This is a genomic window from Vibrio sp. 99-8-1, assembly GCF_013114595.1.
Lineage (GTDB): Bacteria > Pseudomonadota > Gammaproteobacteria > Enterobacterales > Vibrionaceae > Vibrio.
The window spans coordinates 37,455-51,967 of record NZ_VTXE01000014.1 but is presented as its reverse complement, the minus strand read 5'-3'; the positions used below and the strand labels follow the sequence as shown (position 1 = coordinate 51,967).

At 41.1% G+C, this 14,513-nt stretch carries 10 protein-coding genes; 5 read left to right on the top strand and 5 right to left on the bottom strand.

Annotation, left to right across the window (positions count from 1 at the left end; all coding sequences use genetic code 11):
* Nucleotides 1–25: 25 nt before the first annotated feature.
* From F0227_RS09660 to F0227_RS09645, 4 genes are read left to right on the top strand one after another with little or no spacing between them, the layout of a single operon-like run.
* A complete protein-coding gene (locus F0227_RS09660) occupies nucleotides 26–3,316 on the top strand; it encodes a DNA methyltransferase (protein WP_171752988.1) in 3,291 nt (1,096 codons plus the stop codon).
* A gap of 15 nt (nucleotides 3,317–3,331) precedes the next feature.
* On the top strand, nucleotides 3,332–4,870 hold the full coding sequence (locus F0227_RS09655; RefSeq protein WP_171752987.1) for an AAA family ATPase: 1,539 nt from the start codon (nucleotides 3,332–3,334) through the stop codon (nucleotides 4,868–4,870).
* Complete coding sequence (locus tag F0227_RS09650) at nucleotides 4,870–8,109, top strand: DEAD/DEAH box helicase family protein (protein ID WP_171752986.1); 3,240 nt, start codon at nucleotides 4,870–4,872, stop codon at nucleotides 8,107–8,109. Before F0227_RS09655 ends, F0227_RS09650 begins: the two co-directional genes overlap by 1 nt.
* A gap of 1 nt (nucleotide 8,110) precedes the next feature.
* On the top strand, nucleotides 8,111–9,463 hold the full coding sequence (locus F0227_RS09645; RefSeq protein WP_171752985.1) for a phospholipase D family protein: 1,353 nt from the start codon (nucleotides 8,111–8,113) through the stop codon (nucleotides 9,461–9,463).
* Here F0227_RS09645 and F0227_RS09640 read toward each other — a convergent pair whose 3' ends face one another.
* Nucleotides 9,464–9,766, bottom strand: coding sequence for a hypothetical protein (locus F0227_RS09640; protein WP_171752984.1), 303 nt, complete (start codon nucleotides 9,764–9,766; stop codon nucleotides 9,464–9,466).
* Nucleotides 9,767–10,262: 496 nt separating this feature from the next.
* Here F0227_RS09640 and F0227_RS09635 point away from each other — a divergent pair, with 496 nt between their 5' ends.
* A complete protein-coding gene (locus tag F0227_RS09635; protein ID WP_171752983.1) occupies nucleotides 10,263–10,685 on the top strand; it encodes a helix-turn-helix domain-containing protein in 423 nt (140 codons plus the stop codon).
* 88 nt (nucleotides 10,686–10,773) lie between these two features.
* Here F0227_RS09635 and F0227_RS09630 read toward each other — a convergent pair whose 3' ends face one another.
* From F0227_RS09630 to F0227_RS09615, 4 genes are all read right to left on the bottom strand, one after another.
* Entirely contained in the window at nucleotides 10,774–10,956 is a 183-nt protein-coding gene (locus tag F0227_RS09630; RefSeq protein WP_171752982.1) for a hypothetical protein, read from the bottom strand.
* Between the two features lie 441 nt (nucleotides 10,957–11,397).
* On the bottom strand, nucleotides 11,398–12,183 hold the full coding sequence (locus F0227_RS09625; protein WP_171752981.1) for a LytTR family DNA-binding domain-containing protein: 786 nt from the start codon (nucleotides 12,181–12,183) through the stop codon (nucleotides 11,398–11,400).
* Nucleotides 12,152–13,243 (bottom strand): histidine kinase, encoded by a 1,092-nt coding sequence (locus tag F0227_RS09620; RefSeq protein WP_253822071.1) that lies wholly within the window; start codon nucleotides 13,241–13,243, stop codon nucleotides 12,152–12,154. The genes F0227_RS09625 and F0227_RS09620 overlap by 32 nt, the downstream gene beginning before the upstream one ends.
* Nucleotides 13,243–14,511, bottom strand: coding sequence for a hypothetical protein (locus tag F0227_RS09615; protein ID WP_171752980.1), 1,269 nt, complete (start codon nucleotides 14,509–14,511; stop codon nucleotides 13,243–13,245). The genes F0227_RS09620 and F0227_RS09615 overlap by 1 nt, the downstream gene beginning before the upstream one ends.
* Nucleotides 14,512–14,513: the final 2 nt, after the last annotated feature.

Below are 14,513 nucleotides of genomic sequence, written 5' to 3'. Positions count from 1 at the left end.
GAATTGATAGGGTAAAAAGATACTTATGAGCAAAAATTACGAAAGTTTGGTGGCGAAACTAAAAGAACTGTTTCAGATGGATCAAGCAGATTTAGACTTTGGCATTTATAGAGTGATGAATGCTAAGCATGACGAAATTGATTCATTCCTCACTAAAGACCTGCTTCCAACTGTGCGCCAGACGCTAAATGCTGCCGGTAAATCACAAGAGTTACAGCGTGAGCTTACAGAGGCAATAAAGAACGCTCAGGAGCTTGGTGTGGACCCTGATACGGTTCCAAAAGTACAGAAGTTAAAAGACCTTGTTGGTAGTGATTCTAATTCTGAAAGTCATGAAGAAGAGGTTTTTTCAAACCTAATTACTTTTTTTAGTCGTTACTACGATGGCGGTGACTTTCTTTCTTTACGTCGATATAAGAAAGAAACCTTTTCACCACTGCCAATGAACGGCGAAGAGTCTAAGTTCCACTGGGCCAATGCTGATCAGTACTATATCAAAAGTGCCGAAAACTTCACGAACTATGCATTCCTACTTGAAGAGAGTGACACGAACTATCGAGTTCGTTTTGAGTTAGGTGATGCAACCACTGAACAAAACAATGTGAAGTCAACATCCGGTAAAGTCCGCCAATTTATGTTGGACCAAGATAAACCCGTCTCAGAGCGCAAAGGTGACTTTGGGAAAGAGCTTGTGCTTCATTTCCAATATCAGTCTGACTCTAAAAAGCGTAAACAGAAAGACATTAACCTAGCGACAGTTAAAGCAATTGCAGCGCTTAGTAATGGTGATGAAAAAGTTCAGCATGTCACAAACTGGGAGCAGTGGCAGGCGAGGCTTTTAACGTTAATGCCAACGGAAAAAAACAAAACTCGCACTACGTTAGAGCGTTACATCACAGACTACACGGCTAAAAATACGTTTGATTACTTTATCCATAAAGACTTGAACCACTTCTTAACTAGAGAGCTCGATTTTTACATAAAAAATGAGTTGTTTAGAGCTGAAGATACGGTGCCTGACGATGTTGATGATTTAGAAAAACAAATCATCACTAATGAGATCGTTCTAAAGAAAACCATAGCGTTTAAGAAAATTGCGAAAAAAGTGATAACGTTCTTAGCTCAGGTAGAGGATTTTCAAAAGCGCATTTGGCTTAAAAAGAAGTTTGTCATTGAATCAAACTATTGTGTGACCCTTGATCGCGTGCCTGTAGAACTTTACTCGATTATCATTGGTAATGAAAAACAAGCTAAAGAATGGGAAGAGCTATTCGTAATCAGTGAGCTAGATAGTTTCTCTACTCCATTAACGGTTGAGTTTTTAGAATCTAATCAGTATCTGGTTGTAGATACGGCGTTCTATAGCAATGAATTTAAAGAAACATTGCTTCAAAGCTTTGATAACATTGATGAACAAATCAATGGTGTTATTTGTCACTCAGATAACTATCAAGCATTACGACTATTGAAGGCTCGTTATTCCGATGAGGTTAAGTGTGTTTACATCGATCCTCCTTACAATACCGATGTAAGCTCGATTCCTTATAAAAACAATTATCGTCATTCATCTTGGGGCACCTTGATGAGAGATAGGCTAAAAGAGCTTTCTAACTTTATGAGTGATGATTCAGCTATCTTTGTCAGTATTGATAAGGCTGAACGCCAAATGCTTGAGCACAATCTAGACTCAGTTTTTGGTCAAGAGAATAAAGTTGAAGAGCTGATTTGGATTCAGAATACCAATGATGGTCGTTCGCCTACTTATTCAACAAACCATGAGTACGTTGAAGTCTACGCAAAGAACAAGCCAGCAGTAGAAGCTGATTTCAATATGTTTAGAGAACCTAAGCCAGGGTTAGAGGAGGTAATGAGTTTAGTTAAAAGTCTTAATGCGTCTTATCCAACCATAGAGTGTATTGAGGCTGAGCTTTCAAAGCTTTACTCTGACCATAAGAAAGCATTTAAAACAGAAGTCGTTAAACAAGGCTTAGATTGGGAAACAGAGAAAAGAAATGACTCTTGGAAAGGAATTTATGCTTATTTAAGGGCTGAGTACAGGGATAGCAATGGAAAATATGTACCTTGTGAACAAGCCGAAAAGTTAGGGGCTTATATTTGGATTTATACCGAAAGTGACTGGACAATAATGTCTTCAGACAGTAAGCAATCTACGACAACTAAAGATGCAACTCATAAAAATTTCAGATATTACGAACCAATACATCCAGTTACTGGTCAACCGTGTAAATTGTCCAGCCGCGGTTGGAAGGGCACGCAATTCATTGATCATGATTATCCACATCGTAATAGTTTTGAATCATTGAACAATGATCATCGTATTTCTTGGGGAGCTGATGAAAACAAAGTACCAAGACAGAAACGTTTTTTACATGAAGTAGAAACAAATGTGTGCAAGAGTGTTTTCACTGATTACTCTGATGGGGAAAAAGAAACAACAGCTTTGTTTGGGAAGTCAGGGGTGTTTTTAGCACCAAAACATACCAACTTTGTCAGACGATTTATTACTCAAGCGTCAAATTCGAATAGTTTTGTATTGGACTGCTTTGGTGGGTCAGGTAGCTCTGCTGATGCAGTAATTAAGCAAAACCGAGACGACAAAGGAGCAAGAAAGTATATCTTGGCTGAGATGGGGCACCACTTCGATACTATCCTGAAACCTCGTATTTTGAAGAGCGTCTACTCGTCAGATTGGAAATCAGGTAAACCCGTCTCACGAGACGGTATCTCGCATTGCCTGAAATATCTTCGCTTAGAATCGTACGAAGATGCACTAGACAATATTGGTTTAGAACGTGGACCTCAGCAAGCAAGTTTACTTGAAGAGTATCCACAAATTCGTGAAGACTATGTATTGAACTACATGCTTGATATTGAATCAAAATCGTCATTGATGAACCTAGATTATTTTACGAAGCCGTTTGATCTTAAGATGCAAATCACCCGACACGAACAGTCGTACACAAAGAATTTGGATGTGGTTGATACATTCAATAACTTGTTAGGTTTACGTGTTGAGACGATGCAACGCGTAAAAGGCATTTTTGAGGTAACAGGTCGAGATTCAAGTGGACAGCGTGTATTGGTTTTGTGGCGTGATGTAACGGAAACTAATAATGACGACTTAGACCTCTGGTTCAAGAAGCAAGATTACAACAGTCGTGATATGGAATTTGACTTGATTTATGTCAACGGTGATAACAATCTTCCTAATCTCCGCAAGGGCGATGAGACATGGAAGGTTCAGTTGATCGAGGATGCATTTTATACCCTTATGTTTAACGACAATGATCAATAAGGGCATGTAAAGAAAATGACAGCGATTAAATCAATTACGATTGAGAACTTACAGCGCCTTCAAAACATCACCGTAGACTTTGCAGAGACTGGTGTCACTGCAATTATGGGGGCTAATGGCACCGGTAAAACAACACTATTACAAGCTTTGGCCTGTGTGTATCGTCGAGATACACGTTTAGATCTAGAACAGGTAAATGCCCAATACAGTGACTTCTTTAAGGTGTACCCAGGGAATGACTGGAATGGGACTCGTTTTGATGTTTCATTTTATGATCGTGAAGACTCTGTCCCATATGAAAAGACAGAAGGCGTTTGGAGCCCTTCTACAGAACATAAAACACAGCGTTACGTGAAGTTTATATCGATTTCTGATTGTGTGCCTGATCAGGAAAAAGAGACAGAATTAGATATTGGTGAGTTCCAAAAATCTGAAATTGGGCTTAGTGCTGCGAAAAAAAGAACACTTTTGCAAAATGCTAGTGGAGCGTTGAATCGAAGTTTTGAAGATGCAGGATATGGTAATAAAGACCAAGGCTTAGCGTCATTTTTTTATGCGCAAACAAAAAATAGAGCCGGTTTAGTTCTGGATTATCCTTCGCACTATATGGGCAGCGGCGAGCAAAAAGTATTTCATATCATTAATGAGGTTTTAAAGGCGCCAAGAGGAGCCTTAATACTCATAGAAGAGTTAGACATTTCTTTGCACGAATCTGCGATTAGAGCTCTTATAAACTTTTTGCTTCAGCAGGCCAATGATGATCGTCGTCAGTTACAAATTGTATTCTCAACGCATTGGCTTGGCATTCAAGATTTCGTGGAACAAGTTAATGTTTTCTCTCTATACGAAGAATCTAAGAATCAGACAATTGAAGTTCGTGATGGCTTCGATCCACAGTTTGTTTTTAGTTTAAACGGGAATTATCAAAGCCTGCGTCAGATTAAAGTGTGGGTTGAAGATGGCTTGGCAGTAAAAATCATTGAACAAGTTGCAATGGATGCTGGTTTGCGTGAATTTGTAGATGTGAAAAATTTTGGTTCCGTTCAAAATGCTTACACTATCGCTGGTTCGATTGCAGTTTCAGGAGAGGCGCTAGATCGAACTTTAGTTGTTACCGATGGTGATAGGTATATAGACGCTGCCGAAAAGCAAACTCAAATTAATTCCAAAATCGATGGGGGAGGTCAACAAGAACGAGCTTGGCGTCAAGCCGCTTTAGACATAGTTCTCGATTTGGACGCACCAAATCAAGCTCAACCTGAGAAAGTGATTTTAGATTTATGCCGTGAGTATGCAGAGCAACCAGGAGCTCCTGAGTGGCTGAGAAACGATCTTACTTGGATTGCTCACCAAATACCTCGTATTGATGGGAAATCAGCGATGAATAGTTTGAGGTTGCATAAGAACATGAGTATGGATCGGGTGGAAGCAATGTTTATTCAAGAAGCAATGCATGCTGAAGGGTGGGTCAATTATATTACCCCACTAATTCACGGATTAAATCAGGCGGCGCTTAACGTTGGTTTACCAGCGAGAGCTGAGGAAGAAGAATAATGGCAAACGTACCATTCCCACATCGCTTAGTGCTAAATCGCTATTTTCTGCATCTCTTTGGTGTCGATGTTTATGATTTGGACATTGACCCATTTAGAGAAGCCACTAAATTGCTACTCGACGAGTCACTAGAAGGCCTCGAAGAAGATGGTAGCTCAAGATATTACGGTGAATTAGTTAAACTTCTAAGTGACAATAGTTCTATTTCTCCAGAAATGCTGCTCGAGTATGATGAAAATATTCAACGTCATACGGCACAAATCAATGAGAAGCGTACAACAAATATTCAGTGGAAGTACTTTCAGTACCTAACTCTATTGTTTACAGAGCTATATCTAGATCAATACTTTAGGTCACCTAAAGATTTACTCAGCGACTTGAATGCTCACGTAGATAGGTTTAATAGTGCATTAAGCGAATGGGGTGAAAAGAAAAAAGACCTTATTAAGCCTTATGAGTCTACAGACTTAAATAAACTTGCTTTCTGGAATGCGACAGGAAGTGGTAAAACGCTTCTGATGCATATCAACATGCAGCAGTATTTGCACTATGTTAAGAAGTACCGTAAAGAGCATGAATTGAATCGTGTTGTAGTGCTTACTCCTAATGAAGGCCTAACTCACCAGCATTTAGATGAATTCCGTATCTCTAATATTGCAGCTGCCGAGTTTTCAAAAGTTAAGAACAACAGTGATATGTACTCTGCTGACATCATTGATGTCATTGACATGAATAAGCTGAGAGAAGAAGGCAAGAAAAAAACGGTTTCAGTTGATCAGTTTGAGCAGAATAACCTGGTACTTATTGATGAAGGTCATCGTGGTGCAAAAGGTGATGTTTGGTCAGAAATGAGAAGCCGTTTAGCAAAAGAAGGTTTTACGTTCGAGTATTCGGCTACTTTAGGCCAAGCGGTAAGCAGTAAGGCTGCATTGGCAGAAGAGTATGCGAAGAACATACTTTTTGATTATTCTTACCGGTATTTTCATGCTGATGGTTTTGGTAAAGATTACCAAATATTAAATCTTGATTCAGATGTTGAAACACATGCAGAACAAGAGAATCGACAGCTTTACTTAACGGCTTGTTTATTGGCCTTTTACCAACAAAATAGAGTGTTTAGAGAGCGAGGTGCTAAATACAAAGCTTTTGCGATCGATAAGCCATTATGGGTATTTGTTGGTAGCAAAGTGACTGCCGTGAGAAAAGAAAAAGGAAGAGAAGTCTCAGATGTTGTTGATATCCTCCTTTTCCTTGCTGAGTTTGTTAGAGAAAAAGATAAAAGCATCGATAGCTTGAACAAACTTCTAAGCGGTAACACGAGTTTGTTGAATAAAAAAGGAAAGGATATTTTTGCAGAGTCCTTCAACTATCTGGTTGAAACGAGAGATGATGGGACTGCTTTGTTTAAAGATATCTTAACTAACTTATTCAATGCGCCTTCTGGTGGTTTACTGCATGTGGATTACTTGAAAGGTGGCGATGGCGAACTGGCATTGCGATTAGGTGGAAGTGAAGAAAACTTTGGCGTTGTCAATGTGGGTGACGCTAAGAAAGTTGCAGAGCTTTGTGCAGCACATGAAGAACTCGCTGTTAGTGAGAAAAGTTTCAACTCATCTATTTTTAAGTCGATTAACAAAAATGACTCGACCATAAATTTGTTGATTGGCTCAAAGCGATTCTCTGAAGGCTGGAACAGCTATCGTGTTTCAACCTTAGGCTTAATGCATGTGGGGAAAAGTGAAGGTTCTGAGATTATTCAGTTATTCGGACGTGGTGTTCGACTGCGTGGTTTTGAGCATTCTTTAAAAAGAAGCAAAGCCATTCACTGGTCGACTAAGGATCAGGAGCTAACTTGGATAGCTAAAGATGAAGACTTACCTGTTTTAGAAACGTTGAACGTGTTTGGTGTGAAAGCCGACTATATGGCTCAGTTCGATCAATTCCTTGAAGGTGAAGGGATTAAGAAGCCAGATGATTTTGAAACAAAGATCATTCCTGTAAAAGTTAAGTTACCTAAAACACCTCTAATTACAGTTAAAGTGCCAGATAATATTAACTTTAAAAAAGACAAAAAGACGACATTGCTTGCGCCACCGGACTTTGTCGCTAATGAGCGAAAACTACCAGACGTGACACTTGATTGGTACCCACGAGTAGCTTCTAAATCAAGTTCAGGGGTCCGTGTAACACGTCACGATACAGATTTAGATAGATGTTCATTAACAGCTAAACACCTTGCATTTATAGACTTAGATGCCGTTTATAAGTCATTGCAGCAAATGAAAGCAGAGCGGAACTGGTATAACTTAAACCTAAGCCGAGAAGCTATTCGCCTGACACTAGAAGATAGTTCTTGGTACACGCTTTATATACCAAAAGAACGCATGGGCTTTGACCGGTTTGACCGTGTTTTTGAATGGCAGGAACTAGCGGTTGCACTGCTTAAAAAGTACTGCGATCGTTTTTACAAAAGCGAACAAGATGCTTATGAAGCGCCATTTAGAAAGTTTGCCGAGCTCGACCCATCAGACCCGAACTTTTTTGAAGAGTATAAGTTGGTTATCGAGCAATCGGAAAAACTAATCTTGCAGAGAGTCGGAGAGCTGCAGGAACATATTAGAAATGGCACTGTGACTGATTTTAATATTGCAGGTAAAGGCGATGCAGTATTTTTTGCAAATCATTTGTACTCACCGATGCTTCATCTTAAAAGCGGTGTTGACAGTGATTTGTTTAAAATCACACCGACACATCTAAATCAAGGTGAATTTGATTTCGTTTCTGATTTAAGAACTTTTTATCAGGGTTCACCATCGATTCTAGAGGGGCGTGAAATCTATCTATTGAGAAATCAGTCTCGCGGTAGAGGTGTTGGCTTCTTTGAAGCAGGTAACTTTTATCCAGATTTCATATTGTGGATCATTGATGGTGACAAACAGCATATAGTTTTTGTTGACCCTAAAGGCATTCTTCGTTGTGAAGGCATCAACGATCCAAAATTGCAGTTCTTTGAAACGATTAAAGACCTAGAAGGGAAAATGCGATCTGATGGTTTACAGCATTCTGATAAAGTTGAGATGCATTCATTTATTGTGGCAAATACACCTCTAAGTAAAGTTCGCTGGTGGAATGAGAAATTGACTGGCGTTAATGAATTTGCTTCGAGGAATGTGTTATTTCAATATGATGATCCTACTGGTTATATTGAGAAGCTATTTAACAAGGTATTGATTGATTAAGATGCAATTGATAGCTAATGGAATAAACAAGCAGTTTTTATCAAGCTGCTTGCCTCCCAAAGGAACTGAAGTTGATGGTGTGTTTGCTGCAATTGCTTATGGCAGTGATCAGGGCAACACACCTCTGCTAATTTCTAACTGCGTTGAAAACAAGTACCGTTTAGATATTTGGATGCGCTACGATCAGACTGTGCCTGTTACGCCAAGTCTTCTTAAAACATTATTACGGCATGAGCGGGATAACTTATTCTGTAAGCTAATCCCTGATATGCTTCATGCTAAAGTGATCTGGTGGCAAGGATGGGGAGCATACATAGGCTCTGCCAACTTAACTAACAGAGCATGGTATTCAAATATAGAAGCTGGTGTATTTTTAACGGATGTTGAAATTCAAGAAAGTGGGTTTGAGCAACAGTTAGAAGCGTTTTTTAGTGAGCTTGAATCTCTTGATGTCACTATTCCACTTAGTCAGACGATAATTGATGAGCAAGTTGAATTGGCGCGTTTAAAAGCTAAGCATCAAGCTGAGCTTAATGGTAAGTCTAGACTCGTACCTGAATGGCAAGGTATAAGCTATAAGGATGATACTAAAGCTGCGGATAAGCATAAGCAGCGATTTAGCCAAGAGTGGCATAGTACTTTAAGTTACATTCATGGTATTGCGGAGGTGATTGATGATTACCGGCCGAGTTGGGTAATCGAAGATATACCAGCGTTGTGGCAAGTCGATCAGTTTTTACATGCATATTACTATAATCAAGTTCGCCAGCCCGATGGCACCCATCCATTTGATGATTTTAATAAGAGAAATAGTACAAACCCTAATGCAGCGCTAAAAGAACAATTAGTTTGGTGGCAAAATCAGAAAATGCCACCTTCAAATGAAGACTTTACGTTTTATGAGTCCGCACCAACGATTAGACGCTTGCTGTCGAAGGAAAATATTAGCCAATTAAGTAGCAGTGACTTTTGTTCGGTATGTTCTGCTACTCATGCAACAAAAGACCATGTGATTAAAATTCCAACATCTACGTTAGGGCGTGGGGATGTTACTACGCTAACTAGAGAAGAGCGGATTCCATTGTACGCAAAGCTAATGTTTTCACTTCGAAACGGCAAAGGTCAAACCATCACCGAATTGCTTGAGTTTGTACTTTATGGCGGAAAACCTGAAACCGTATGGGAACGTATCTATATGGCAGGTAAATTACCAGAATACAAAATGCCTCATTACGGTATTAACTCTATTGCTGAAGTTGCTGGTTGGGCCATGCCAGAGCACACTCCTCCGCGAAATGGTAGAACCAACAAAGCATTAAGAGCTTTAGGGTATCCTGTTAGGGTATATATTTAATTATAGCCAATGTCCTGGGAGCTCTAGATCAAAGGTTTTGGCTACGTACTGAAGCGTCGTGATTATTTCTCGGTACTTTTTATCGTCATAAGGTTGAGAGTTTTGCCTTTGTTGAACGATGTCTTTGAGCTCTGCTAGATTAAACATGCCTAGCTTGTAGAAGTTTCCCCAGCTTGGTACCCCGAATAAGTTATAGATTGTTTCTGTGCTGTCACGCTCGCTAGCAAGACGTTTTGGTTCTTTGATTTTGGCTAGTGCTGCCTCGCCTTCTTCTTTTGTGTCGTAGGTATTGAGTTGTTTCATCACGTCTAGTTATAAATTGTGAATAGACTAAGGTTATCAAAAGACACTTATCATGTCCTCATCTGAAAAATTGGTGTAGTTAAAGAATTTCCAAATTGCATATTTTTAGTGATATAGTTCACAAAAAGAACATGTATGACAGCGTGTATATCCCCCAAAGTCGACTTGCTATAACTCGTTAATTATCAAGTGGATATAGTGTTTGTCCGACTCCCTCACTCAGAAAGACGTCCTAGGACGTCTTTTTTTATGCCTGTAATTTAACCAACACCAATGGTTATGCTCAGTGAATTTTCACCATCTCCTCAAGAATCGTTTGAATCAGTTTTGGTTAATTCGTTATTAGTGATCGATCCAAAATATAGTTATTTCTTGAGGTTCACATATTGTGAACCAATATTGATTTGAGCATAGTGTTCACATGTTGTGAACAGGCATGCTGAATATGACCGAATTACCAAGCAATACCGAGAGAAGACATTAAAGAGGTGAACTTATGTTAGATATCGCAGCATTAGACAAAGCCGCTAACCAACTAAACCAAGTTATGCCTTGGGTGAGTGGCATCTCTTCACCTGAGCAATACCAAGAGTTGATTGCCACAATGGAAGTTCTTATCGAAGACTACGATGCACATCAACCTGTAATTGACTTGATGTTTCCGGTGATAGAAAAGTATGAAGAAGAAGCGGAGCAGTTTCGCGAGTTTAACCAAGCGATTGATAAACTTGAGCCGGACATTGCGATGTTAAGAGTGATCATCGATCAGCATCAATTAACGTTAAGTGATTTTAAAGAGGAGATTGGTGCAAAGTCTACGGTATCGATGATTTTAAGTGGTAAACGCTCTTTAACGATAAAACATATAAAAGCACTGTCGACGCGTTTTGGCGTGCCTGCATCGCTATTTATTGGCTAACATTTTTTTACAAAAACTGGCTAAGTTGAAAAGCACTGATTTGTCAGTGCTTTTTGTTATTTATCTTTGCTTAAAGAGCAAAATAACACTACTCCAACACCTCGCCACTCTGTTGTTCATCAAGAGTGATCAGCTCATTCAAATAGACCATCACAGCGTTGAGTTCGTTTTGGTCGGCATCGGTTGAGGTGGCATGAAGGGAGATTAAATACTCACGCGCCAGTAATGGCATGTTGGCAATATCGGAAGTTTGGGGATTTGAGTTAGGCATAATGGCCTCCGTAGATGACTAATTATGTTCACCACAGAAAGGTCCTAAACAATCGGGTGGTGAACTGAACAGGGTTAGGACTACCGCCATCTACATACGGCCAGCATAAATGCTGCCCCGTCCAGCTCACCATTATTTTTTATAAACGCTTAGTTTTTGTGCATTTATTAAAATCAGGTATAACAAAGCTACGCAGTGATCAGAGTGGAGCTCTGCTGCGTGTAGATAGTAATTCGGGGTCCTAAACCCGACACTGGATTTTGCCAGTGCCGGAGTAGAGTATAAAAAGAATGGCTGTGGTGCAATGACGTATTGGTCTTTGATTTGATTCAACATCTTTCAGCTGTGTCACACAATATTGATCTCGACCTCAAGATTTAAATACTTCGTTTTAGAGCAACCCTCTGATCTATAAGAAACTGGTAACTACAGCATCTCACTCTACAGCGCTTTAAATAAGCTCTGGGCGCTGCGGCTTACTGGTAATTTTTCGTTACCAATCCAGACGTGCATCTGGCCGGTTAACCCTTTGTTGACTTTATCTACTGCTGAGACATTGATGACAGTAGAGCGGTGAATTTGCCAAAATTTATCTGGGTTCAACTGCTTACGCAGCTCTTTTAGCGACAGGCGGATGATAAACTCTTCTAGTTTGCCCGCATTGCTGCGAAACACCGACACATACTTATCTTCCGCTTTAAAATAGAGTACCTCTGAGACCGAGATAAGATGCACATCTTCTCCTCGGCATGCCTTTATCCAGCTAAGGTATTCCTGTGCATGTTGTGGCTGAAGCTGTTGTAATTGAGTGAGCAACTGGCTGATGTTGCCATTAGCGGTTTTTTCTTGCTCTGTAAGTTTCTGTTGCAGTTTTTGACACGTTTTTAGCAACCGCTCTTCAGAGAGAGGCTTAAGCAAATAGTCGGCGGCATTCTGCTCGAAGGCTTTCACGGCATACTCATCATAGGCCGTGATAAAAACGATATGCGGCATATTATCCAGTCTGTTGAGTTTGCTTGCCACTTGCATACCATCTAACTCTGGCATACGAATATCAAGAAACGCCACATCGGGCTGGTGGCTTTCTATCACCTCAAGGGCGCTTTTACCGTCGGATACGGACGCGACAACCTCTAGCTCCGGCCACACCTCTGCGAGTAATTTATTCAGATGGTGGCGTAGCAGTGGTTCATCATCAGCTATTACTGCTGTTGGTGTTAAGCTCATCTCTCTGTTCCTTTAACTGTTTTAGCCCTGCAATCGGCAGTAATAATTGCGCTTCTGTTCCGCCATTCGCTTCCTCTTTCAAGTTGAGACTCGCTTCTCCGTTAAACAGCATGTTTAGTCGGCTGCGGATATTGTCCAGCCCCATCCCGTGTCCGGTGGACGTGTTTGTAGCCGTTAGCCCGACACCAGTATCGGAAACAGTAACGATCATCATATTGTCATCACAATTTAGTGACAAATTAAGCGTACCGGGCTGAGCTTTAGGCTCGATACCATGGACAATGGCGTTTTCCACCAAAGGTTGAATAAGTAGTGGGGGGACAGACATTGACTTAATGGAATGATCACAGCTTATTGTATAGTTAAGGCGTTCACCCAGACGGATCTGCTGAATGCCAAGATAGGCGCTTATCATGGCCGTTTCTTGCTCTATGCTGGTCATGCTCTCACGGCCAGCTTTCAATGTGGCGCGCAGCAGATCAGTCAATTGGCTTAGCATTTGCTGCGCTTTGCTAGAATCTGCCTCGATAAGTGCGCTGATATTGGCTAGCGTGTTAAACAAAAAATGGGGTTCAATTTGGCTCTGTAACTGACCAAGCTTGGCCAGCAGTAACGCTTTCTCCGCTTCAGACTCCTTGCGTTTTGATTTTTCCAGTTCCGCTTCTGCAAGTAATTTCTGCTCGTGAGCATAAAAATAGGTAAAGCAGCCAACGGTAAATAGTAAGCCGAGAATAAACACAGAGATGAGACTGGTTTTAGCTTGGTAGTCGGTGTAACTTGCGGAGAGTAGGAAATGAGCACTCACGGTACCAATACATATCGCTATTATCAAAGAGAATAGGCTATTGATACGACTTGGTATGCTAGGAAACCATCTATGTAGCAAAAGTGAGCTTAATATTGAGCTGTAACCAAAGCTTAAGCTAATAGCCACATTTAACAGGTAAGAGCCAGACCAGATAGTCCAAGTTACAACCGCAATTGCTAGGCAGATCAGAGTTGTGGTTACTATGCTACGCTTCCAAGTATTTCCGCTAGAACTCATTTGAGCCGTATCCATTAAAATCTTCCTTTTACATCAAATAAAATCATATGCTTGTTTGGTAGATTGGCATACACAGAGTCGCTTTCCCCGGTGAAAAAACGTGCGGCAAGTCCCAGTTCGATACTGGAATTTCCAGAGTTGTGCAGCTCATAGTTAAGCCACCATGTACCAATAACCCCAGAGTCCTGCGGTGAGTAGAGTAGATCCATGGTTGGTGTGACATCACTAATCCAGTCTGGCGCAGTGTTTAGCGTAGACCATGCCGTGGTGTCCAGACTCCAGTGCAACATCAGGTTGTGTGCCATCAAGTTGATGTGATTGAACCCGTTGGCGTAAGAGTAGCGTAGTGAATCAAATGCAGGTTGCTGAGCTAGGTCTTCCGTGCGTTGGTGAGCCAGTTGCCAGTCACTACGATGCCAAGAACGACTGTCATACCAGTATTCGCTAATCAGTTGATGGCCGGTGTTGCTCGTCCAAGTGAAGCCAGCCAGAGCTTGCCAAGCACTTCCGTGTTGATCCAAGCTAACAGGCTTGGTGTTTTCATTTGGTAATTTATACGCCAAATGGCGCTGCTGCCACGTCAGGGAACCGTGCAGTTCCCAAGCGATGTCAGGTACCGTGATAAAGCTCGCTCCCAGCAGGCCATGGCGAACATCATCGTAATAAGCCAGAGCCTGATACTCACTGTTACCGCTTAACAAGTAACGTCGAACTCCAAAGCCTTGTTGTTCGCTTTGCTGTTCAATCTCATTTCCATCTTGACTGTTCCAGCTTGAGTCGCTGTAAAACAGAGTCCACTCTCCGTTCATATCAAAACGAGAAAGAGATAGAAGCCCAGTGCCTTCTTCAACTTGAATACCAACAGGGTTGCGCCGAAAAGGTTTAAGAATATCCAGTGGCCGGTAACCATAGCCTACCCCCCAATCCTGTCGGACTTTACCAAGCTGATATTCCATGTTTTCAGAGCCAATTTGAAACTCACCCTGATAAAACAGTTCACTAATAATAAAAGTGCTGTCGCGGCTGGTGGACTCACTGCTGTAGAGGTTGTCAGCTTTTACGGCAAATAGTCCTGTCCAGCTCTCCTTGTTTATTTCAAGATCCAGCATGGCATTGATCTGTTGAGCTGAGTCCGCTGGTGCTGTGTACAGACTGTCGCGAGGCTGCATTGATTGGCTGCTAAGTGTCCAATCCCAGCGATATTCTGCATCGCTTGCCAGACTGCTATTGATTTGAAAGCTTAGGGAGACAAGGAGCGTACCCAGCCACGCGACTCTTTTCATGC